This window comes from Streptomyces megasporus (assembly GCF_000718985.1).
Taxonomy (GTDB): domain Bacteria; phylum Actinomycetota; class Actinomycetes; order Streptomycetales; family Streptomycetaceae; genus Streptomyces; species Streptomyces megasporus.
Map to the genome: position 1 here is coordinate 75204 of NZ_JODL01000024.1, position 21520 is coordinate 96723.

The window sequence follows — 21520 nt, forward strand, 5'->3', positions numbered from 1 at the left end:
GGCCGCCGCCGACACGGTGTCAGGGGACGTGGCCGCGCCCCCGCCCGACGGGCCGTCAGTCGCCGGCGGGCGTCACGGCGATCCGGACCTTGATCCGCTTGCCGACCGGGTCCCGACGGACGTCGAAGCCCTCACAGAGCGAGAGCACGATCTCCAGGCCGTGCTGGCCGACCCGGCCCGGCTCCGCGGCACGGGTGATCGGCAGCCTGGGATTGGCGTCCCAGACCGTGATCTCCAGGACCTGTTCGGACAGCTCCAAGTCCAGCACGCAGGGGCCGGGGGCGTACTTGCACGCGTTGGTCACCAGCTCGCTCACGACCAGTCGGGTCGTATCGATCGTCTCCCGTGAGACGGGGAAGCCGTGCAGGGTGCCCGCCCTGGTCAGGAAGCCGGTGGCGAACCGCCGTGCGTCCGCGATGGAGCCCGGTTCACCGTCATAGGCGGCACCGGCCCGCAGTCGCGGGTCCGTGGATGCCGACTCGCACGCGTCGTCCAGCGTCATCCGATCCATGTTCCCTGCCCCCGTGCCCGCTGTTCTCCGGATATTTCGCGCGGACACCCGTCCGTGTACCCCCCTCCGTCCCCGTCATGCGTCGGGGAGGTTCACCGAGAGAGAGCACACGGTTTCCGACCACCCCATTGACAGGAAAGGTTCCTAACGCTTTTCTGTCGGCTGTCCGAAGCACTCCTCCCCCACCTTCGGCAAGGAGCATCAGCGATGCCCGCTTCCCCACGGACACGTGCCAAGCGCCTGCTGGCCACCGTCGCGGCACTCGTCTCCACCGCCCTCCTCGGACCCTCCCCCACCGCCACGGCCGCTTCCGGGGCCGGCGCCGGCGAGGCCGCCGCACCGCCCGGTTCGCCGGTCGCCGCCAACGGCCGGCTCGCCGTCTGCGGCACCCGGCTCTGCAACAGCCACGGCAGAGCGGTGCAGTTGCGCGGGATGAGCACCCACGGCACCCAGTGGTACGCCCACTGCGTCACCGACCGTTCCCTGGACGCCCTCGCCGGCGACTGGCGCGCGGACGTGCTCCGGGTGTCCACCTACGTCCAGGAGGGCGGCTACGAGACGGATCCCCGGAAGTTCACCGACCTCGTCCACCGGATCGTCGAGCAGGCCACGGACCGCGGCCTGTACGTGATCGTCGACTGGCACATGCTCAGCCCCGGCGACCCGCACCACAACCTCGACCGCGCCAGGACCTTCTTCACCGAGATCGCGCGGCGCCACGGGGACAAGCCCAACGTCCTCTACGAGATCGCCAACGAGCCCAACGGCGTGAGCTGGTCCCGCATCAGGGACTACGCCGAGCGGATCATCCCGGTCGTCCGCGCCCAGGACCCCGACGGCGTGGTGCTGGTCGGCACGCGCGCCTGGTCCTCGTTCGGCGTCTCCGAGGGCTCGGGGGAGTGGGAGGTGGTGAACGATCCCGTGCGCGCCTCCAACATCATGTACACGTTCCACTTCTACGCCGCCTCGCACCGTGAGGCGTATCTGGAGACGCTCTCCCGCGCGGCCGACCGACTTCCCGTGTTCGTCACCGAGTTCGGCACGCAGGACTACGCGGGCGAGGGCCCGAACGACTTCGCCATGGCGCAGCGGTATCTGGATCTGATGGCCCGGAAGAAGATCGGCTGGGTCAACTGGAACTTCTCCGACGACCACCGCTCCGGCGCCGTCTTCCGGCAGGGCACCTGCGCGGCGGACTCCGTCTGGGCGGGCACCTCCGTCCTCAAGGAGGCCGGGGTGTGGATCCGCGACCGGATCCGCACGCCCGACGACTTCTGACCGCTCCGTCCGGATGTGCCGTGTCCGGCCCCCTCCCCGGCCCCCTCCCCGGCTCGGACACGGCACACCGGGCACAGGCGCCGGGCCGGACCACCGGGGAGCCGTCGAGGAGGCGTGAAGGCGGGTTCCCCGGTCGGCCTCCCGGCCGGGAGCGGTGTTCAGCGCGGACGGTCGGCGGTCCTCTTCTCACCGGCCGCCGGGCGTCCCGCGGCCGTGCCGCCCGGCGGGACACCGTCGTCCCCACCCGTGTCGCCGGGGTCGGGGCGGCCGGCGATCAGGTCCGAGAGCCGGTCCGCCAGCCGTGCGAGCGGCTCGCGCACCCGACGCTCGCGCCGGTTCGCCCGCTCCAGCTTGCGGCTCGGCCGGACGCCGGGCCGGTGGTAGCGCCACCGCGCCCAGGGGGCGTTCGGCCGGGAGAGCCGCACCGCGCTCACCAACAGGAGGATCGGGAAGAACAGGCCGAAGAAGCCGGTCCAGAACTTGCCCTTGAACAGGGTGACGCCGGCCAGGACGGCGTTGAAGGCGGCCAGCGCGAAGCCCAGGGCCCACCGCTCCACGCCGCCCTCGCCCGCCGCCTCCATGAAGTCGCTCACGAAGACCGGCCGCTCCCCGATCAACAACAGTCCGATCATCGCGAGCGCGACGAACACCGCCTCGACCGACAGCCGTCCCTCCTGCGACCAGTAGACGTCACGCAGCCGCAGGATCAGGGCGAACTCGTCCAGGACGAGCGCCGATCCGACGCCGAACAGCGCCGCGGCGGCGGCCCGCCAACCGGGCAGGTCGTCCGGGACGGCGAAGCCGACCACGCCGCCGAGCAGCATCATCACCACGCCGAACACCACATGGTGGATGTGCATGCCACCGGGGGTGACGTTCCCCGGCCACCAGGAGACCCCCGCCCTGATCATCCGGGTCGAGAAGCGGATGAACGCGAAGCCGACGATCATGGCGGTGAAGAAGCAGAACAGGGGCAGCCTGCCGGTGTCCACGACGGTGTGCCGGAACCACTCGCCCATGTCAGCCCCGCTCGCGTGTCCCGCCGTTCCGGCGAGCCCGGTCGAGACCGGGGACGCCGCCCGGATGCCTGCGCGCCGTACCCGGCCGCGGTGGTGTCATGGACCCTCCCCGCGCTGCGGAGGCTTCGGTCGCGGGGCCGGCGGTCGGTGACGGTCCGGCGGTCGGCCGTTCTCCGGCCCGCCCCGGCGATGTCGGGGACGCACTCCAGGCTACCGCGCGAGCGGGGCGGCACGGCCCGCCGCCGGCCGTGCCGCCCTACGGCCCGACGAAGGCCCCGGCCGCCGCGGCGAGGGCGGCGGCGCGGGCCGCGTCCTCGGGCAGGCGGGGGTCGGGCGGCGTGCGCAGGAGCACCAGCCGGTGGTAGAGCGGCGCGGTGGCGGCGACGAGCAGGCCGCGCGCGTCGGTGTCCGCCGGGACCTCCCCGCGCCGCACCGCGCGGTGGACGACGACCTCGCAGCGCGCGTACCGGTCCTCCCAGAAGCGCCGCAGGGCGTCGGCGGCCTCCGTGGAGCGGAACGAGGCGGCGATCAGGGCCGCGGTGATCGACGGCCGTTCCGTCAGGGCCGCGTGGACCTCGCGGTTCAGCGCTACCAGGTCGCTCTCCAGACCGCCGGTGTCCTCGGGGCGCCAGTCGTCGTCGCCCGCCGCGTCGAGGACGTCGGCGAGCAGGCCGCCGACGTCGCGCCAGCGCCGGTAGACCGTGGTGCGGTGCACGCCCGCGCGGGCGGCGACGGCGTCCACGGTCAGCCCGTCGTAGCCGTGTTCCACCAGTTGCGCGCGGACCGCGTCGAGGACCCGCGCACGGACGCGGGCGCTGCGGCCTCCCGGACGGCGGGACGGTGCCGGCCGACCGGCGTCGTCCGGGTCCGGACCGGCCGCGGTGGCCCCGGGAGTCATGCGGGAAAGCGGATTGCTCGGATGGATGGGGCCATGGGAGCATGGTAAAGCAACTGTTGTTGCTTTAAGGAGTCGGTCGTGCTCTTCCAAGGCGTTCCCCCCCGCCTCCCGGCTCCTGCCGACCGCCCTGCTCCCGAACGCCTCGGAGGCCGTGCACGACCACGCGGATCACCGCCCTGTCCTGCCGCGCCCGGCGTCCCCCTCGCCACCGCACCGAACGGGAGAGCACCGTTCCCGCCCCCGAGAAGGAGCCCGCATGACCCGCCGTACCGTCTCCGTCGAGCGGACAGCCGTCCCCGACCCCGCGTCCGGCCCTTACTCCATCGCCGCCGGCGCGGACGGCGCGCTGTGGTTCACGATGGTCCACGCCGGGCGGATCGCCCGCCTGACGCCCGACGGCCGGCTCGACGTCCACCGGCTCGACTCCGACACCTGCGGACCGACCGTGATCACCCCCGGCCCCGACGGGGCGCTGTGGTTCACCCGGTACCAGGACGGCCGGATCGGGCGCCTCACCACGGACGGACGGGCCGACTCGTTCCCCGTCCCCTCCCCGGACAGCGGCCCGTACGGCATCGTGGGCGGCGCGGACGGCGCGCTGTGGTTCACCCAGACCCGCACCGACCGGATCGGCCGCGTCACCCCCGACGGGCGGATGACGGAGTTCCCGCTGCCCGTCGCCGGTTCCTTCCCCTCGGCCGTCACAACCGGCCCCGACGGGGCGCTGTGGTTCACCCTCAACCAGGCGGACGCGATCGGCCGGATCTCCCTCGACGGGGACGTCACGGTCCACCCCCTGCCCACCGAGGGCACCGCGCCGGTCGGCATCGCGTGCGGCGCGGACGGGGCGCTCTGGTTCACGGGGATCGGTGCCGGCCTGGTCGGCCGCGTCACCCCCGACGGCCGCGTCGAGGAGTTCGTCCTCCCCGACCGCGCCTGCCGGCCCCACGCCATCACGGCCGGACCCGACGGCACCCTGTGGTTCACCGAGTGGGGTGCGGGCCGTGTCGGGGCCATCGCCCCCGACGGCCGTCTCGAGGAGTACGACCTGCCGGTCCCCGCCTCCGAGCCGCACGGTCTGGCCTTCGGGCCCGACGGCGCCCTCTATGTCGCGCTGGAGATCGGGGAGATCGCCCGGCTGGAGCCGTGACGGGTCGGTTCGGGCGCCGCGGCGCCCCGCCACACGTGGGTCGGCCGCGAGGAGGGCGCGACGCCCGTCCGGCTCCCGGAGGGGTCTCCGGGGCGATCGGTTGCGGAAACCGTCTCGGAGGCTGTTGGCTTCGGGCATGACGGCATCGGACGACCTGCTGCGCCGGATCGAGAACGATCCGGCGCTCGCGGAACTGCTGGTGTGGCCCGGCGATTTCGACATCGCCCGCCGGGACCCGGTGGAGGACCTCCGTCTCCCCACCGGGGTGCCGCTGTACCCGGTGGCCGGTTGTGGGGCCGGGGGGACCTGGTTCCTGTGCGGCGAGCCCGGCGCGGCGCGCCGTCCGGTGCTGTACGCCGACTCCGAAGGGCGGGCCACCCTGGTCGCCGCGGATCTCGTCGAGGCGGTGGAGCTGATCGCCGTCCTTCCCCACTGGCAGGACGCGGGCACCGGCGTCCCCCTGGAGGAGTTGGCGGCCATGATGCGCGAGGACCACCCCGATTACGAGGAGCGCCGAAGCCGTCTGGTGGCCGCCCTGGACACCGTGCCCCCTCCTCCGGAGGAGGTCCTGGCCCGGCTCCGAGAGGCAGCCGCCGCGACCGCCCCGGACTTCGTGCCGATCGCGGACGTGGACGGTGCGGAGCCCTACGAGTTGCTCTTCGGGGACGGTCTCTGACCTCCTGGACCGGGTGGCCCGCGGGCGGCACGGTCGGGGCACGGTCAGCGGGCCATCACCCGGATGGTCTCCACCATGGGATCGGCTGCGTCGGGGATCAGCATGCCCGCCGCGACCCCGCTGCGCAGGTACTCCACCACCTCCGTGGTGATCACCTCGCCCGGGGCCACCGCCGGCACACCGGGCGGGTAGGGGCTGAGCATCTCCGCGGCGACGCGCCCGACGGCCTTCTCCGCGGGGACCCGTTCGGCCGGTCCGAGGAACGCCTCGCGCGGCAGGACCGCCTGTTCCAGCTCCAGCGCCCGCGGTTCGGGGAGCCTCACCCGGGGCTGCCGCTCGATGGCGTCGGCCCCCTCGACCAGCTTCCGCAGCGACTCGACCAGCAGTTCCTCGGTCCGGTCGTCGTCCGCGTGGGTGATCTGGGCGTTGATCCGGCAGGTGTCGGCGGCGCCGACGTCGATGTGGCGGTCGGCGCGGAGCCACTCGGCCGCCTGCATGCCGCTGATGCCCAACTCCCGTACGTCGATGCTGATCTTCAACGGGTCCAGTTCCGCCGCCAGCCCCTCGTCGACGACCTCCCGGTCGAGCGGCCGCAGCCCGGGCGTCTTCGCGATCGCCTCGCGGACGCGGGCCGCGCGGCGCAGCGCCGTGCCCAGCAGGTCGTGTCCCTGTTCCGCCATCTGGCGGCGCCAGCCGTCGAGGGTGGCGAAGACCAGCGAGGAGGCGCTGGTGGTGCCCAGCAGGTCCTCGCGCTGTTTGAGGACGTCGGGCGAGATCCGGTCGCCCTTGAGGTGGAAGACGGAGCTCTGCTCGACGGCGCCGCCCATCTTGTGGACGCTGGTGACCACCAGGTCGGCCCCCACGTCCATGCCCCACGCCGGCAGGTCGGGGTGGAAGGGCAGGTGCGCTCCCCACGCCTCGTCGACGATGAGGGCGACGTCGCGCTCGTGGCACACCTCGGCGACACCGCGGATGTCGGCGCAGGTGCCCCAGTCCGTGGGGGTGATCAGCAGCATCCCCTTGGCGTCCGGGTGGGCGTCGAGGGCCCGCCGGACGTCCTCGGGCTCCGGGGGGTGCGCCATGTGCCGCTCACCGTCGAACTTGGGGTGCACCCACACCGGGTCCACGCCGTTGACGACGACGGCGGCGATCACGGACTTGTGGGCGTTCCGCGAGATCAGCATCTTCTCGCCCGGTCCGGCCACGGCCAGCATGGCCGTCTTGACCGACAGGGAGCTGCCGCAGGTGGAGAAGAACGCCTTGTCGGCCCCGACGGCGTCCGCCATCAGCTCCTCCGCCTGGCTGACGATCCCCTGTGACTGGCGGCGGTCGTCCAGGCCGTTGAGGGAGAGGACGTCGGCGCGGAAGAGGTCCTCCCCCAGGATCTCCAGGACCCTGGGATCGACGCCACGGCCCTGCTTGTGCCCGGGGGGCCCGTACACCACGTCCCCCCGACGCCGGAACTCCTCCAGCGCCTCCAGAACGGGCACACGCGAGTGGTCCATGGACTACCTCCCGGGACGGCGGCCGTGAAAACGTGCCCGCGTGCCCGGCCGGCGGTCGGGCACGCGGAATCCTCTCGGGGTCCGGATAACCCCACGCGGCGACTCGAAACGGAGAGGGCCGGGGTCGGCCGTCCGGGTCGCCGAACGCGGGGACCCGGACGGCCGGGACGGGACACGTCGGGCGCGTCGGGCGCGTCAGTCCAGGTCCAGGCGTGCGGCGGCCCGGCCCAGCATGCCCATCTTCTGCTGCGACGGGCGCTGTTGCTCACCGGCGAGGGCGCTGATGACGGTGAGCGCCCCGGTCAGGACGGGGATGCTCCACTGCGCCCAGCGCAGTTGCCGCTCGGTGTCCTCGACGGTCCTGTGGTGCTCCTCGGTCCCGCCGGGCGTCCCCGACTCGGGCGACGACGCCTTCTCGATCTTCTTTCCCAGCACCCGGCTGTAGGCGGTGGCCCCCAGGGCGGCGGCGGTGATGGCGGTCTTGGCCACCGACATCGCCCCCACCCCCCGCTGGTGCTCCACTCGGTAGAAGTCGGATGCCAGCAGGGACACGGCGCCGACGAGGTGGGCGGCGATGGCCACCCCGTTGGCCGGGGTCCACTTCGCCCATCCGATGCTCGCGATCCTGTTTCCGGTCTTCTCGTCGTCCCACTCGCGTGCGGCGCCGTTCAGGCCCACGGCTCCCATCAGGGAACCGCCGAACCACGCCCCCATCCCCAGGTCGTGCAGGCTGCGGGCAAGCGTGTGGCGTTCGTACACGGCGTCCTCCATCGCTTTATGCCTTTTGTCCGGTTGCTCCGGATTCAAGGCATACCAGAGGCTCGAAGAGAGCGCCCCTCGGTCCCGACCGATCACGTGTCGCGCCGGTCCGGTCGCGTGCCGCGCCTCATGGGGGTTTCGGCCGCCGTGTCCGTCGCGCGGGCCGGGGAGTCACGCCTGCACCGTCAGGGCCTGTCGGGTGACGGAGGCACGGGGCGGCAGCCCGGCCGCGTACCGCTCCAGCTCCTCCAGCGCCGACGCGGCCATCCGCCGCGTCTCCGAGCCCAGGGAGCCCGCGACGTGCGGGGTGAGCACCACGTTGGGCAGGTCGTACAGCGGGGAGGAGGGCGGCAGCGGCTCGGGGTCGGTGACGTCCAGGATCGCGTACAGGTCCCGTTCGACGCAGGCGCGTTCCAACGCGGCGGTGTCCACCAGGGCGCCGCGCGCGGTGTTGACCAGGACGGCGCCGGGCGGCAGGGCGGCCATCTCGGCGGCGCCGATCATGTGCCGGGTCCGCGGGAGGGAGGGCGCGTGCAGGCTCAGGACGTCGGCCCGGGGCAGCGCTCGTGCCAGGGTGACGGGTTCGGCTCCGGCCCGACGGATCTCGTCCGGGTCGACGACGGGGTCGACGACCAGCACCCTGGCCAGGCCGAGTTCGACCAACAGGCGCGTGACGCGGCGGCCGACGCGGGAGAAGCCCACCAGGGCCACGGTCCGGTCCTCGCCGCTCAACTCCCCGTGGCGGTCGCGGTAGCCCCAGTCGTCGCGGAAGCGGCGGGCGTCGGCGGCCAGGAACGGCACCTTCTTGAACGCCCACAGGACCGCGGCGAGGGTGTACCGGGCGACAGGTTCGGCGTTGGCGTCGGCCGCGGTGGTCACCAGCAGTCCGCGGTCGAAGACGGCGTCGCCGACATGGTGACGCACGCTGCCGGCGGCGTGCAGCACGGCGCGCAGTCTCGGGGCGGCGCGCAGCACCTCCTCGTCCAGTGGGGGGCAGCCCCAGGAGGTGACCAGCACCTCCGTCTCGGCCAGTCGCGCGCGCGCCGCGGGCGAGGCGAGTTCGTGGGTGGCCGCCGGTTCCCCGAGGGAGGCGGTGGCGCGGAGCCTGGTCCACTCGGTCTCGCCGAACTGGGTGCGCAGCGTGCCGGGGTCCATCACCAGCAGCGTCTCGGGGCGGCGGCGGGATGTCCGGGGCGTCGTCCGCGTCACGTGGTTCCTCCTCTGGTCGGGGCCGGGCGGAAGGATCCTTTCCGGGTTCCGGCGGACCGGAACGGTCCGAGCGTCACCGCACCGGACCGGACGGCGAGGGCGACGGCACGGACACGGCACGCGACCCGTGCCCCGGCCGTACGCTGACCGTGTGCGCACCGTGGAACTGCTTCCGGACGACGCGACGGACCGGGCCGTGCGGGAGGCGTGGCGCCGACTGGCGGAGGCCGGGCTGCCGAGCCAGGCCGGGCACCCCCACCCGACGAACCGCCCCCACCTCACCCTGGCCGTCGGCGAGGCGCTGCCGGACGCGGTGCGGGCACGGCTGGAGGAACTCCTGGGCACGGCGCTGCCGGTGCGGATCCGCCTGGCGGGGCTGGTGCGGTTCACCGGACGGGTGCGGGTGCTGGCCTGGGCCGTCCGCCCGGACCCCGAGCTGCTGCTCCTGCACGAGGAGGTCTGGCGGACGCTGGCCGAGGCGCCGGGGGTGGGCCGGCTGAACCCGCTGCACGCTCCCGGCCGGTGGGTGCCGCACGTCACCCTCGGCCGCTCCCGCCGCGTCTCGTGGGACCTCCCCGACTCCGAGCTGCTGCCCGTCCCTCCGCACGCGCCGCTGCCGGGGCTCCTCGTCGCCGCCCGCGGCTACGACTCCGTCGCCCGCACCGTCGAGCCCTTGGCGCCGCGCGAGCACCGACCAGGCTGACGGACCGCCGGCCGGAGCGTCCTCCTCGATGCCGTCACCCCCGCCGTTCTCCTCGGCGACCTCGCCGCGTTCACCGCGGTCGCGAGGGGCGCCCCGGCGGGGCGTGTCCCTCAGGGGCGGATGAGCCCCTTGCGGGTGGCCGCGACGACGGCGGCGGTGCGCGACTCGACGTCGAGCTTGGCGTAGATGTGCACCAGGTGGGATTTGACGGTGGCCTGGCTGAGGTGGAGCCGCTCGGCGATGGCGTGGTTGGACAGGCCCTCGGCGACGAGGGTCAGGACTTCCGTCTCCCGGCGGCTGAGAGCGGTCGCGGGGGCGCGCAGGCGGTTCACGAGCCGGTCGGCGACCGTGGGGGCGAGGGTGGTGCGTCCGGCCGCGGCCGTGCGCACGGCCGCGGCGAGTTCCTCGGGCGGGGCGTCCTTGAGGAGGTAGCCGGTGGCGCCCGCCTCGATGGCGGGAAGGGTGTCGGCGTCGGTGTCGTAGGTGGTGACGATCAGCACGCGGGGCGCGTCGGGACGGGCGGTGATGGCGGCGGTGGCCTGGGCGCCGTTCATGCCGCCGCCGAACCGCAGGTCCATCAGGACCACGTCGACGCCACCCTCCACGGCGAGGGCGACGGCCTCCTCCGCGGTGGCCGCCTCGGCGACGATCTCGATGTCGGGCTCGGTCTCCAGGACGGCGCGCAGCCCGGCCCGCACCACCGGGTGATCGTCCGCGATCAGGAGACGGATGGGGCGGTCGGTCATGAGCGGGCCCCGTCGGTCTCCCGGCTCCCGCTCACGGGGGCGAGCGGGAGCCGGGCGGAGAGGGCGGTGCCCTCCCCGGGGGCCGACTCGATGGTCAGGGTGCCGCCGAGTTCGCGCAGCCGGGCGCGCATGGCGGCGAGCCCGAACCCTCCGGCGGCGGGGTCGGGGAGGTCGGCGGGAAGGCCGGCGGGGTCGAAGCCGGTTCCGTCGTCGACGACGTCGAGGACCACCGCGTCGTCCGCGCGGTCGAGCGTGACCTCGACGTGGCGGGCGCGGGCGTGGCGGGCGGTGTTGGACAACGCCGACTGGGCGACGCGCAGCAGCGCCACCTCGTAGGCGGTGGGCAGCGGGGTCGGTTCGCCGGTCGTCGTGAGGCGCACTCGGAGGGCGTGCCGGTCGGCGACGGTGTCGCACAGTCTCTCCAGCGCGTCGGCCAGGGTGGTGCCCTCCAGGGCGGGCGGCGCGAGGTCGGCGACGAAACGGCGGACCTCGGCGAGGTTGTCGACGGCGGCCCGACGGGCCTGCTCGACGTGGCGGGCGGCGGTGTCGGCCCGCGGCGGAAGGGCCCGTTCCGCGGCGCGCAGCAACAGGTGGATGCTCGACAGGCCCTGGGCGAGGGTGTCGTGGATCTCCCGGGCGAGGCGTTCACGTTCGGCCAGGACCCCGGCGGTGTGCTGGGCCGCCGCCAGGTCCGCGCGGGTCTCGGTGAGCTCCTCGATCAGTCGGCGCCGGGCCTCGCTCTCCCGGTACAGCGCCCGATAGCCGTGGACGACGGCCACGGCCACGGCCGCGCCCAGGGCCGGCCCGACGGCAGAGGCCGCGCTGAAGAAGCCCTGGTGGAGGGTGAAGGCGACGATGGCGGTGCCGGCCGTGGCGCCGACCGCCACCACTCCGGCACGGGGCGACAGCAGGTGGAGCTGGAGGAAGAACAGGGGGAAGGCCAGCCACACCCCGTCGGCCGTCGAGGCGAGCAGCGCCGCCCACAGGACGCCGACGGCCCCCAGCCACACTCCCGTGGCGGGCGCGGACCGACCGACCGCCGGCAGCAGCGGACGCGCCGCGTACCCGGCCCCCAGCAGCACGCACAGGGCCGTGATCGCGGCCGTGTCGGGGTCGTCCGCGAGGACCGCGTGGCCGGCGGTCAGAGCGAGGAGCCCCGCGAACAGCAGGTGCACGCACCGGATCAGGGCGCGGGGAGCGGGGGCGGGAGCGGGGATGTTCACAGCGGTTCCAGCATAGGAAGCCGTCCCCCGCCCGGCATCGATCGAAAGGTTGAACCGGGCCGCCTCCTTCCGGCGCGCGAAAACGGAACCATGCGGGCGATGCCCGGCGAGGGGTCCCGCCGCGAGGCTTGCGGACGTCACCCGATCCCCGTCCACGAGGAGGACAGGCCGGACATGTTCGTCGCCGTGAGAGACCTGCGGTTCGCCAGGGGGCGGTTCGCCCTGATGGGCGCCGTCGTCGTGCTCCTCACCCTGTTGGTCGGCCTGTTGTCGGGCCTGACCGCCGGGCTGGCCCGGCAGAACGTCTCCGCGATCACGGGGCTGCCCGCGGACCACATCGCCTTCTCCGCCCCCGCCGACGGACGGTCCCCGTCCTACGCCGACTCCGCCGTCACCCGGGACCAGTGGCGGCTGTGGGAGGAGGCTCCCGGTGTGGAGGCCGCCTGGCCGCTGGGCATCTCCGCCGCCAAGGCCGGCGCGGACGACCGGAGCGCCTCGGTGTCCGTCTTCGGCGTGCCGCCCGACTCCCCCCTGGCGCCCCGCGGGGGCCCGATCGACGGTGAACGGGCGGTGCTCTCCACCACGGCCGCCGACGAACTCGGCGCCGCGCCCGGAAGCACCGTCACCCTGGGCGACCTGCGGCTGACGGTGACGGCCGTGTCCGGCGACGCCTCCTTCGGCCACCTGCCGGTCGTCTGGACGTCCTTGCGCGCCTGGCAACGGGTAGCGCCGCCCACGGGGGCCGGCGACGGCGAGCGGGCCACCGTCGTCGCGCTGGACACCGGGCCCGGTGTCGACCCGGCGGCCGTCGACGCCCGCGCCGGCACCGAGACGGTCTCCCTGGACGATTCGCTGTCCGCGATCGGCTCCTACGCCGCCGAGAACGGCTCCCTCCAGTTGATGCGCGGTTTCCTGTTCGTCATCTCCGCCCTGGTGACCGGCGCGTTCTTCACCGTGTGGACCATCCAGCGCGGCGGCGACATCGCCGTCCTGAAGGCCCTGGGCGCCTCCACCGGCGCCCTGTTGCGCGACGCGCTCGGTCAGGCGCTGGTGCTGCTGGTCGGCGGCACCCTGCTCGGCACCGCGCTCGCCGTGGGGATCGGCGCCGCCCTCGCGGGCTCCGCCGTGCCGTTCGACCTCACGCCCGCCACCATGCTGGGTCCGGCCGCCGTACTGATCGCCCTCGGCGCGCTGGGGGCGGCCCTGGCCGTGCGCCGTGTCGTCTCCGTCGATCCGCTGACCGCCCTGGGGAGCGTCCGATGAGCCTGGAACTGACCGGGATCACCCTCACCTACCCGGACGGCGACGGCCGGCTGACCGCTCTGGACCACCTGTCGCTGACCGTCCCCAGAGGCGGACTCACCGCCGTCGTGGGGCCCTCCGGCTCCGGCAAGTCCAGCCTGCTGGCCGTCGCCGCCACCCTCGTCCGCCCCGACAGCGGCACCGTCGTCGTCGACGGCACCGACACCACCGGGATGGGCCGCGGCGAGCTGGCGGAGCTGCGGCGCCGGCGGATCGGCATCGTCTTCCAGCAGCCCAACCTCCTGCCTTCCCTCACCGCCGTCGAACAACTCCAGGTGATGGCGCACCTCGTCGGCCGTTCCCCGCGCCGGGCCCGGACGCGGGCCCTGGAGCTGCTGGACGCGGTGGGGCTGGCCGACCGGGCCGACCACCGCCCGCACCGGCTCTCCGGAGGTCAGCGGCAGCGCGTCAACATCGCCCGGGCCCTGATGAACGAGCCCACCGTGCTGCTGGTCGACGAGCCCACCAGCGCCCTGGACCACCACAGCGGGGCGGCCGTGGTCGGTTTGATCGCGGAACTGGCCCGCCGGAACGCCACGGCGACGCTGCTGGTCACCCACGACCGCTCCCACCTGGCCGTGGCCGACCGGACGGTCGAGGTGCGCGACGGCCGGCTGCGCCCGTCCGCCGCGGTGTCCTGACCGCCGGCCGGGCTCCTCACGAGGCGGGTCACGGGGCGAGTCACGAGGCGGGCCACGGGGCTTCTCGCGGGGCTTCTCACGAGATGGGGCCGGCGCCGCGTCCGCTCACGACCGGTGGAGGACGAGCGTGCCGCCCGGTTCGCGGTCGACGCGCGCGCCGAGCTCCCGGCAGGCCCGGTCCAGGACGGCCCGCAGCCATCGGGAGTCCTCCGCCGAGGCGTGCCACAGCCGCATCCGCCGGGACTGGAAGGGCACCATCCGGACACCGACCGGACGGCCGTCCGGATCGAGCCGCACCAGGTACAGCAGTCGGAGGTCGTCCCGGTACCGCTCGTAGCCGGCGATGCCCTCGTAGTCGTTCACCAGGTCGCCGCAGCCGTAGAGGACGAGCCCGTCCCGGTACGTCTCCAGGGGGCGGGGGTGGTGCGAGGAGTGCCCGTGGACGACGTTCACACCGCCGTCGATCAGGGCGTGCGCGAAGCGGACCTCGTCGCCGGAGACCCGGTAGCCCCAGTTGGGGCCCCAGTGGACGGAGACGACGGTCACGTCGCCCGGCCGCCGGAGCCGTCGTATCCGGTCGGTCAGCGCGTCGGCGGCGGCCCGTGTCGGCTCGGCCACCACCTCCACACCCGCCCGGTCGTCGGTCGCGGCCCAGCCGGGCGGTATGCCGCTGGAGGGCATGCCGACGGAGAACACCGACAGCCGGCGGTCGCCGTCGAGGGGGACGGTCGCGGGTCGACGCGCCGCGACGGCGTTCCGTCCGGCCCCCGCCGTCGCCACGCCCGCGCCCGCCAGCGCGTCGAGGGTCTCCTCCAGCCCGGTGCGGCCGAAGTCCAGGACGTGATTGTTCGCCAGGACGCAGACGTCGGGGCGGACGGCCGTGAGACAGGGGAGGTTCTCCGGGGCCATCCGGTAGTGGATGCCCTTGCCCGGCGCGAAGTCGTCGCAGCGGGTGACGCCGGTCTCCAGGTTGAGCACCCGGGCGTCGGGCGCGGCCTCGTCGAGCGTCTCCAGGGCCTCGCCCCAGGGCCAGGTGTGGTCGACCGGGTAGGGGATCGGCCCGTTCGCGGCCTCCGCCAGTTCGACGTAGGCGTGGGCGTCGCGGACGTACGCCTCCCGCAGCCGTGGATCGCCGGGGTGCGGGAGGATCTGGTCGACGCCGCGACCGAGCATCACGTCGCCGCAGAGGAACAGGGTGACCGCCCCGCGCATGCCTCCAGCCTAGTGCCGTTCCGGCCGGGATCGCCGTGCGCGAAGGACGTTCGGCCCTGCCGGAAAGGGCCGATGGACCCCAGGGCCGGGGGCGCCGGCGTGGTGTCCTGGTGGTGGCCCCGGAGGCGGCCGGCGGACGCGGGAAGCGGTTCCCGAAGCCGCGTACCGCGTCCTCGCGAGCCCGCGAGGAGCGGGTGGCCTTCCGGCGGCCCGTGTGCCCGGCGGTGCCCCCGTCCCCTGGGCGCACGTGGGCGGGCCGGGCAAGGGTCCCGGCCCGCACCGTGCTCCTCCCCCGGTCACTCCTCCGGCCTCTCTCCGGTCACCGTGTCCCGTCCGCTCCCGGCAACGACGCGGCGTGGTCGGGGACGTGGGTCTGCGTCTCCTTCGGCGGGCGCCGGTACCCGGTGGACGGCGGGCGGGGCGGCAGGTTCGGCTCGGGTCGCTCGACCCGGTGGTAGGGCACGGTGGACAGCAGGTGGGCGATCATGTTGACGCGCGCCCGGCGCTTGTCGTCCGCTTCGACGACGTACCACGGGGACTCGGGGACGTCGGTGTGGGCGAACATCTCGTCCTTCGCCCGCGAGTACGCCTCCCAGCGGGCACGGGACTCCAGGTCCATCGGCGACAGCTTCCACCGTTTGACCGGGTCCTCCATCCTGGCCCGGAAGCGCCGCTCCTGTTCCTCGTCGCTCACGGAGAACCAGTACTTGCGCAGCAGGACGCCGTCCTCGACGAGCAGCCGCTCGAAGACGGGGCACTGGCGCAGGAAGCGCGCGTGCTCCTCCTCGGTGCAGAACCCCATGACGCGCTCGACGCCGGCGCGGTTGTACCAACTGCGGTCGAAGAACACCATCTCGCCCGCGGCCGGCAGGTGCTCGACGTAGCGCTGGAAGTACCACTGGGTGCGCTCGCGTTCGGTGGGCGCGGGCAGGGCGACGATGCGGGCTCCGCGCGGGTTGAGGTGCTCGGTGACGCGTTTGATCATACCGCCCTTGCCGGCGGCGTCGCGTCCCTCGAAGACGACGACCAGCCGGGTGCCGGTGGAGCGCACCCATTCCTGCAGGACCACCAGTTCCTCCTGGAGCCGGCGCAGTTCCCGCTCGTACACCCGGCGGGGCAGGCGGGGCGGACGGTCGTCGCGCGCGGGCCGCGCCCTCTCCCCTCGGTCCTCCGGTGGCATCCCTCTCCCTCCCGTGCGCGGGCCGTTCCCGTCCCGTTCCGGTCGGTGGTCGGGCGTCCGGGAATTCCGCGAACCGCACCGGAAGCTGTTTCCCCGCGCCGTCCCGGGAAACCACGGCCAGTGCAGTCAGCCGATTTCGGAGATGATCGAGATGGCAACCGGAGAGACGGGATTCAGCGACGTCGCCTACGACCTGATCTCGGTTCAGTACCACGCCCTCAAGGGCGGGCACGACTACGGACAGTACGTCCGCGACGCCGAGAACGCCGGCAAGAAGGAGATCGCCGACTTCTTCCGCAAGGTCATGGACGAGGACTCCAAGCGCGCCGCCCAGTGCCACGACTACCTGGTGCAACTGGCCGCGACGAAGGACGCCGGGCCGGCCGCCGCGTAGGGCCGCACGGAGCCCCTCGCCCCACCCCCGCCGCGCGGTCCGCCGTGCGGCGGGCACCATGGGGGCATGTCCCGACGCCGTCCGCGCCCGCGCCCCACGCCCGTCACTCCCGCCGTCACCGCGTCCTCGCCCTGCCCGTGCGGGCTGCCCGCCTCCTACGCCGACTGCTGCGCCCGGTACCACCACGGGCCGTCTCCCGCCCCCACCGCCGAGGCGCTGATGCGTTCGCGCTACAGCGCCTTCGCCGTCCGCGACCGGGCCCACCTGCTGCGCACCTGGCACCCGGACACCCGACCGGAGGGCCTGGAGTTGGATCCGGCGACGCGGTGGCTCCGCCTGGAGGTCCTCGCCACCACCGGCGGCAGCCCGTTCCACACCGAGGGCACCGTCGCCTTCCGCGCGCACTACGCCGAGCGGGGAGACGAAGGGGTGATGGAGGAGCACAGCCGGTTCGTGCGTCACGCCGGGGCCTGGGTGTACCTGGACGCGGCGGGCGGCGCGGTCTGACGGCTCCCGCGCCGTCCCCGCCCGTCGCGTCCCCACCGACCGTTCGCCGCCCTCTCCCGTCCGTTGCCCGGCTCCGGCACCCGTTCGCGGAAAGGGCTTTCTCCACCGCGTGCACGACGGGTTACCGGACGACCGGAAGCGAGTATCGTCCTTCGGAGACGATCCGTGAGCGGACGCGCACTCTGCGACGCGGAGCCGTGCGGATCGACGTCCGGGCCCGGGGGTGCCCGTGGTGGCGCCGCGGGCCTCGCACGCCCTCCGTGCGGGGGTGGAGAGACAAGGAGGTGGGGGTGGCGCCCCGTCCCGATACGGCACCGTCGTTCCGCACCCCGACCTCCGGGCCGGTGCGCGCTCCCGACCCCGACGTCCCCGCGCGGTCGGACGTCCCGCGCCCCCACGCGGGCTTCCTGAGCGGCCGGCGCGGTCCGCGCACCGCCACCCTGCTGTTGACCACGGGGGCGATCGGCTCCGCCCTGGCCGCCCTGCTGCTGACCTCCGGCGTCCTGACCCCCGTCGATTCCCGTGGGCCGATCGGTCCGATCGCGCCCCTGCCGCACACTTCCCCGGCGCCCTCCCCGCCGTCCTCCCCGTCCCCCTCGTGGGCTCCCGAGCCGTCGGCGACGGCCTCCTCGATCTCCGGGGCCCCGACCCGGACCACCGCTCCGGCGACCTCTCGGCCGGCCTCCGTCCCCTCCTCCGGGCCGTCGCCGTCCGAGGCCCCCGGGGTCCTGGGGCCGGGCGACAGCGGTCCGGCGGTGGCGGAGTTGCAGAGGCTGCTGAGGACGGTCCCGCACATGTACCCCGACGGGCCCGTCACCGGCCACTACGACGACGAACTCGCCCGTGCCGTCGCCCGGTTCCAGGAGTGGTACGGCGTCCGGGGCGACGAGGAGGGCGTGTACGGCGACGACACGCGGCGCCGGCTGGAGGAGGTCACCTAGATCCGTTCCGTTCCCGCCCTGCCGCGCGCCGCGCGCGGGGCAGGGCGGGAACCCCCGGGAATCACCCGGCCTGGCGGGGGGCGGGCCGGTGCCGGGGGCCGGGCGGTCCGGCCCCCGGCTCGTCATTCGCCGTGGTAGGGCAGGGTGGCGCCGGGGATCTCGTACTCCTCGCGCCGTCCGCACATCCCGTAGCCGCCGTGCCGGGTCGGGGTCGCGCTCTCCACCCGGGCCTCGGCGAGGTGCGCGGCGTCGCCCGCCGCGAGGGCGGCCAGGTGGGCGCCGGTGCGTTCGGCCGCGGCGAGGGCGCCGGCCCGCCACCGGCGTTCCCAGGCGGGCACCCTCGGCGCGACCAGTCGGGCCGCCGCCCGGTGGAACTCCAGCAGGGGTCCGGCGTCGCCCTGCCGCAGGGCGTCCCGCAGCACGAGGTAGCCCTCGACGGCCAGGTCCCGGCGGCGCCTGGCGGCCTCCTCGGCCTCCGGCCCCTCCTTCGCGGGCAGAGAGGCCGCCGCCGCGTACCGTTCGGGGTCGGCCAGGACGGCCGGCGGGAAGGTGAAGACGGCGTCCCCGGCCTCGGGGAGGCCGCTGTTCTGCATCAGCACCGTGACCCTCAGCCCGTCCCGCTGGACCATGCGGTGCACGGTGCCGGGGGTGAACCAGACCACCGACCCGGCCGCCAGGTCCGTCTCCCGGTGTCCGTCGGGGGTGAGGGTCTGCACGGCGCCGCGGCCGGCGGTGACGACGTACGCCTCCGTGCAGACCAGGTGGAGGTGCGGGCTGCCGCCGCACACCCCGTCGGCGGCCTCCCAGTCGTAGGCGCTGACGTGGGACAGGCCGACCGCGCCCGGCAGCGGGGCGGGCGGCGGTGTCCGCCGCATCGCGCTCACCACCCGTGCGTCCGGAGCCAGGAGTCCACCCGTTCGCGGTCCCAGGCGCCGTCCGCGACGACCACGCGGTAGCGGTAGGCGAAGCCCTCCCCCGGCGGCAGTTCGAACTCCTCGAAGAACGCCCAGGAGAAGGCCACGGTCGGGGTGGGTTCGGAGCGCACGAACCAGTGGGAGGCGTGGATGGCGTCGTCGTTCTCCGGCGCGTGGGCGAAGACGAGGGTGCTGTGCGCGTCCGTGCCGTCGTGCTCGCCGGTGAACGCCAGCCACGGCGCTCGGACGCCCATCATGGCCGCGGCGCCGGTCTCCCCCTCGCCGCCGAGACCGTCGGGGCCGAGGACGTCGCCGCCGGTGAGGTCGCGCGGGCCGCGCCAGTGGAGTCCGGTGTAGCCGGCCATCTCCCGTCCCGCGGTGGTCGGGGAGCCGAAGCGCAGCGGTTCGGCGCGGATGTTGGCGAGGTGGATCGACCAGTCGAGCGCCCAGGCGCCCTCCTCCGGTTCCACGGAGTGGACCTCGACGGTGCGCGTCTCGCGCGCCCACTCCTCGCCGCCGTTCTCGATCCAGGTGAGGCGTTCGGTGAAGGACAGCCGGTCCTCGCGCGCGTCGAGGGCGTCGAACCCCTCGTGCCGCATCCAGCCGACGCGGTCGTGGAGCGGCAGGTATCCCCGGCCGTGGACGTAGGAGTTGCCGCCCCAGAAGTTCTGCCCGGACAGGTGACTGGCCGTCATCTGCAGGCCCTTGTGCCAGCGGTGGTCGTTGGGCCGGTAGCCGGTGACGGTGTTGCCGGCCAGGGTGCGCAGCGGGTGGGCGTAGGGCTTGCGGGACTCGAAGGGCTCCGGATCGGGCCGGTAGACGTACGACATCAGCTCGACGCCGCCGGAGGCGACCGAGATCCGCTCGCCGTGGACGTGGGTGACGGTGATCCGCGCGCTCATCGGTTCTCCTTCGCCATGGCCCGCGGGGCCCAGTCGGGGTGGTCGCCGTGCATGGCGGCGTAGTACGGGTCGCCGGGGACTATCTCGCCCGCGCGCACCGGAAGCCCGGTGAAGGCCGCCTTGTACAGCGCGGCGGCGAGCTCCAGGGTCCGGCGGGAGTCGTGGCCGCTGCCGGGCGGACGGACGCCTTGGCGCATCGCGGCGAGCAGGCCCGTGAGTTGGGCGGTGTGCGAGCTGGGCAGGTCGTCCGCCGGGGTGCGCCAGACCCGGACGCGCTCGGCGTCCTCCGCGACGTGGGGGGCGGGGGTGTAGACCCAGTCGTCGTTGCCGTGCCCGTACAGGTGGGTGAGTTCGACGGTGGCGTCGGAGCAGTCGACGCGGATGCGGCTGACCTCGTCCGGGGAGAGGACGCTGTTGACGACGGTCGCCATCGCGCCGCTCGCGAAGCGCACCAGCGCGGTGGAGACGTCCTCGCTCTCCAGGTCGTGCACCAGGCGTCCGGCCATGGCGCGCACCTCGGTCCAATCGCCGAGCAGGTGCAGCAGCAGGTCCATCTGGTGGATGCCGTGCCCCATGGTGGGGCCGCCGCCCTCGGTGGCCCATCTGCCGCGCCAGGGCGCGGAGTAGTAGGCGGCATCGCGGTACCAGGTGGTCTGGCAGTGCGCGACGAGCGGCTTCCCCAGCGCGCCGGAGGTGATCAGCTCCCGGGCGTGGACGGCGCCGGAGCCGTAGCGGTGCTGGAAGACGGTGGCGACGTAGGGGCCGTCCGTTCCCTCCGCGGCGGCGATCTCGTCGTACTCGGCCAGCGAGAGGCACAGGGGCTTCTCGCACAGCACCCAGGCTCCCGCCCGCAGGGAGGCCACCACCTGCTCCCGGTGCAGGGAGGGAGGGGTGCCGATCAGCACCAGGTCGGGACGCTCCCGCTCCAGCATCTCGGCCATGTCCGTGTATCCCGCGATCTCCGCTCCCGCGGCGGCGCGGAAGGCGTCGAGCCGTTCGTCCGCCACGTCGACGGCGGCGACCGGCTCGACCTCGTCCGCGTGGGCTCTCAGAGCGGGCAGGTGGCCGCCGGTGGCTATGGCTCCCGTGCCGACGACGGCGGCGCGGAGGCGTGGGGTGGCTGAGGGCATCGGAAGAGGCTCCTTTGGCGGTCAGCGACGATAGAAAGCGCTTGCCAAAGAGGCACCCTACGAGGGGTCCGAATGTCAGGACAAGAGGCCACGGGCAGGAGTTACCACTCCTTCACCTCTGCTTCCTCGCCTCCGTCCGGGCTGCTCCCCACGGGTGGTTCCAGGGCTCCCTCCCCGTGCCGCGCGGGACACCCCGCCGACGCCGGCGTCCCATGAGGGGTGCCGCCCGCGGGGGCGGCACGGGAGCACGCACGAGGAGCGGTGCCGTGAAGTACATGGTGATGGTGGAGGCCTCGCAGGCGGACTACGAGGCGATGAACGGCAGGGCGCCCGAGCACGGCCCCGCCTGGAGCGAGGAGGACATGCGGGCGATGTTCGCCTTCATGGAGGAGGTCAACGACGACCTCGCCCGGTCCGGGGAACTCGTCGACGCCAACGGCCTGGCCGAACCCGCCCGGACCCGCCTCGTCGGCGTGGACGACAACGGCGACACCGTGATCACCGACGATCCGTACGGGAAGGACGACGTCCTGATCGCCGGTTACTGGGTGCTCGACTGCGAGAGCCCGGAGCGGGTCACCGAGATCGCCGCCCGCATCGCCCGGTGTCCGGTACCCGAGGGAACACCCGACCGCCCGGTGGTCGTGCGCCCCGTCCCCGACGCCGCGGACGGCGTCTGACCCCCGCGGTTTCCCGTGCTTTCCCGTGCTCCGCCCCCGA

General features: G+C 74.2%; 23 protein-coding genes. 10 read left to right on the forward strand and 13 right to left on the reverse strand.

Annotation, left to right across the window (positions count from 1 at the left end; genetic code table 11):
- Nucleotides 1–55: 55 nt before the first annotated feature.
- Nucleotides 56–502 carry an ATP-binding protein gene (locus IF47_RS0119630; protein WP_051717903.1) on the reverse strand — a complete coding sequence of 149 codons (447 nt, stop codon included), beginning with the start codon at nucleotides 500–502 and terminating at the stop codon, nucleotides 56–58.
- 216 nt (nucleotides 503–718) lie between these two features.
- Between IF47_RS0119630 and IF47_RS0119635 the strand changes: the two genes are divergently transcribed.
- Nucleotides 719–1789: a glycoside hydrolase family 5 protein gene (locus tag IF47_RS0119635; RefSeq protein ID WP_051717906.1), complete on the forward strand. Its 1071-nt coding sequence runs from the start codon at nucleotides 719–721 to the stop codon at nucleotides 1787–1789.
- Between the two features lie 158 nt (nucleotides 1790–1947).
- On the opposite strand, the gene IF47_RS0119640 is transcribed toward IF47_RS0119635, so the two are convergent.
- Both IF47_RS0119640 and IF47_RS0119645 read right to left on the reverse strand, forming a co-directional pair.
- Entirely contained in the window at nucleotides 1948–2808 is an 861-nt protein-coding gene (locus tag IF47_RS0119640; protein ID WP_211257232.1) for a hypothetical protein, read from the reverse strand.
- A 256-nt stretch (nucleotides 2809–3064) separates the two neighbouring features.
- Nucleotides 3065–3706, reverse strand: coding sequence for a TetR/AcrR family transcriptional regulator (locus tag IF47_RS0119645; protein WP_031510179.1), 642 nt, complete (start codon nucleotides 3704–3706; stop codon nucleotides 3065–3067).
- Nucleotides 3707–3962: 256 nt separating this feature from the next.
- Here IF47_RS0119645 and IF47_RS0119650 point away from each other — a divergent pair, with 256 nt between their 5' ends.
- Nucleotides 3963–4856 (forward strand): Vgb family protein, encoded by an 894-nt coding sequence (locus tag IF47_RS0119650; protein WP_031510180.1) that lies wholly within the window; start codon nucleotides 3963–3965, stop codon nucleotides 4854–4856.
- Nucleotides 4857–4992: 136 nt separating this feature from the next.
- Nucleotides 4993–5532 carry a hypothetical protein gene (locus IF47_RS0119655; RefSeq protein WP_051717909.1) on the forward strand — a complete coding sequence of 180 codons (540 nt, stop codon included), beginning with the start codon at nucleotides 4993–4995 and terminating at the stop codon, nucleotides 5530–5532.
- A 44-nt stretch (nucleotides 5533–5576) separates the two neighbouring features.
- Here IF47_RS0119655 and IF47_RS0119660 read toward each other — a convergent pair whose 3' ends face one another.
- From IF47_RS0119660 to IF47_RS0119670, 3 genes are all read right to left on the reverse strand, one after another.
- The gene (locus IF47_RS0119660; RefSeq protein WP_031510182.1) at nucleotides 5577–7037 is read right to left on the reverse strand and encodes an aminotransferase class I/II-fold pyridoxal phosphate-dependent enzyme; all 1461 of its coding nucleotides are present in this window, start codon (nucleotides 7035–7037) and stop codon (nucleotides 5577–5579) included.
- A 195-nt stretch (nucleotides 7038–7232) separates the two neighbouring features.
- Nucleotides 7233–7796 (reverse strand): hypothetical protein, encoded by a 564-nt coding sequence (locus IF47_RS0119665; protein WP_031510183.1) that lies wholly within the window; start codon nucleotides 7794–7796, stop codon nucleotides 7233–7235.
- Nucleotides 7797–7967: 171 nt separating this feature from the next.
- Nucleotides 7968–8951 carry a hydroxyacid dehydrogenase gene (locus tag IF47_RS0119670; protein ID WP_031510184.1) on the reverse strand — a complete coding sequence of 328 codons (984 nt, stop codon included), beginning with the start codon at nucleotides 8949–8951 and terminating at the stop codon, nucleotides 7968–7970.
- Nucleotides 8952–9156: 205 nt separating this feature from the next.
- On the opposite strand from IF47_RS0119670, the gene IF47_RS0119675 reads away from it, so the two are divergent.
- Nucleotides 9157–9708 carry a 2'-5' RNA ligase family protein gene (locus IF47_RS0119675; RefSeq protein WP_031510185.1) on the forward strand — a complete coding sequence of 184 codons (552 nt, stop codon included), beginning with the start codon at nucleotides 9157–9159 and terminating at the stop codon, nucleotides 9706–9708.
- A gap of 110 nt (nucleotides 9709–9818) precedes the next feature.
- On the opposite strand, the gene IF47_RS0119680 is transcribed toward IF47_RS0119675, so the two are convergent.
- Together IF47_RS0119680 and IF47_RS0119685 are read right to left on the reverse strand one after the other, a co-directional pair.
- Nucleotides 9819–10454 (reverse strand): response regulator, encoded by a 636-nt coding sequence (locus IF47_RS0119680; RefSeq protein ID WP_031510186.1) that lies wholly within the window; start codon nucleotides 10452–10454, stop codon nucleotides 9819–9821.
- Nucleotides 10451–11677 carry a sensor histidine kinase gene (locus IF47_RS0119685; protein WP_031510187.1) on the reverse strand — a complete coding sequence of 409 codons (1227 nt, stop codon included), beginning with the start codon at nucleotides 11675–11677 and terminating at the stop codon, nucleotides 10451–10453. The genes IF47_RS0119680 and IF47_RS0119685 overlap by 4 nt, the downstream gene beginning before the upstream one ends.
- A gap of 174 nt (nucleotides 11678–11851) precedes the next feature.
- Between IF47_RS0119685 and IF47_RS0119690 the strand changes: the two genes are divergently transcribed.
- Nucleotides 11852–12940 (forward strand): ABC transporter permease, encoded by a 1089-nt coding sequence (locus IF47_RS0119690; protein WP_031510188.1) that lies wholly within the window; start codon nucleotides 11852–11854, stop codon nucleotides 12938–12940.
- Nucleotides 12937–13620 (forward strand): ABC transporter ATP-binding protein, encoded by a 684-nt coding sequence (locus IF47_RS0119695; RefSeq protein WP_031510189.1) that lies wholly within the window; start codon nucleotides 12937–12939, stop codon nucleotides 13618–13620. Before IF47_RS0119690 ends, IF47_RS0119695 begins: the two co-directional genes overlap by 4 nt.
- A 105-nt stretch (nucleotides 13621–13725) precedes the next feature.
- Here the strand turns inward: IF47_RS0119695 and IF47_RS0119700 are convergent, their stop codons facing one another.
- Together IF47_RS0119700 and ppk2 are read right to left on the reverse strand one after the other, a co-directional pair.
- Nucleotides 13726–14832, reverse strand: a complete 1107-nt coding sequence (locus tag IF47_RS0119700; protein ID WP_031510191.1) for a CapA family protein — start codon at nucleotides 14830–14832, stop codon at nucleotides 13726–13728.
- Nucleotides 14833–15151: 319 nt separating this feature from the next.
- On the reverse strand, nucleotides 15152–16012 hold the full coding sequence (gene ppk2, locus IF47_RS0119705; protein WP_051717911.1) for a polyphosphate kinase 2: 861 nt from the start codon (nucleotides 16010–16012) through the stop codon (nucleotides 15152–15154).
- A 142-nt stretch (nucleotides 16013–16154) separates the two neighbouring features.
- Between ppk2 and IF47_RS0119710 the strand changes: the two genes are divergently transcribed.
- From IF47_RS0119710 to IF47_RS30305, 3 genes are all read left to right on the forward strand, one after another.
- Nucleotides 16155–16406, forward strand: a complete 252-nt coding sequence (locus IF47_RS0119710; RefSeq protein ID WP_245641176.1) for an acyl carrier protein — start codon at nucleotides 16155–16157, stop codon at nucleotides 16404–16406.
- Nucleotides 16407–16472: 66 nt separating this feature from the next.
- Nucleotides 16473–16913 carry a YchJ family protein gene (locus IF47_RS0119715; protein WP_031510194.1) on the forward strand — a complete coding sequence of 147 codons (441 nt, stop codon included), beginning with the start codon at nucleotides 16473–16475 and terminating at the stop codon, nucleotides 16911–16913.
- Between the two features lie 290 nt (nucleotides 16914–17203).
- Nucleotides 17204–17854, forward strand: coding sequence for a peptidoglycan-binding domain-containing protein (locus tag IF47_RS30305; RefSeq protein ID WP_106982613.1), 651 nt, complete (start codon nucleotides 17204–17206; stop codon nucleotides 17852–17854).
- A gap of 122 nt (nucleotides 17855–17976) precedes the next feature.
- Here the strand turns inward: IF47_RS30305 and IF47_RS0119725 are convergent, their stop codons facing one another.
- The 3 genes from IF47_RS0119725 to IF47_RS0119735 are packed head-to-tail and all read right to left on the reverse strand — an operon-like array spanning nucleotide 17977 to nucleotide 20800.
- Complete coding sequence (locus IF47_RS0119725; protein ID WP_031510196.1) at nucleotides 17977–18729, reverse strand: cupin domain-containing protein; 753 nt, start codon at nucleotides 18727–18729, stop codon at nucleotides 17977–17979.
- A gap of 5 nt (nucleotides 18730–18734) precedes the next feature.
- A complete protein-coding gene (locus IF47_RS0119730) occupies nucleotides 18735–19670 on the reverse strand; it encodes a DUF6807 domain-containing protein (protein WP_031510197.1) in 936 nt (311 codons plus the stop codon).
- The gene (locus tag IF47_RS0119735; RefSeq protein WP_031510198.1) at nucleotides 19667–20800 is read right to left on the reverse strand and encodes a Gfo/Idh/MocA family protein; all 1134 of its coding nucleotides are present in this window, start codon (nucleotides 20798–20800) and stop codon (nucleotides 19667–19669) included. The genes IF47_RS0119730 and IF47_RS0119735 overlap by 4 nt, the downstream gene beginning before the upstream one ends.
- A gap of 266 nt (nucleotides 20801–21066) precedes the next feature.
- Between IF47_RS0119735 and IF47_RS0119740 the strand changes: the two genes are divergently transcribed.
- On the forward strand, nucleotides 21067–21480 hold the full coding sequence (locus tag IF47_RS0119740; protein ID WP_031510199.1) for a YciI family protein: 414 nt from the start codon (nucleotides 21067–21069) through the stop codon (nucleotides 21478–21480).
- Nucleotides 21481–21520: the final 40 nt, after the last annotated feature.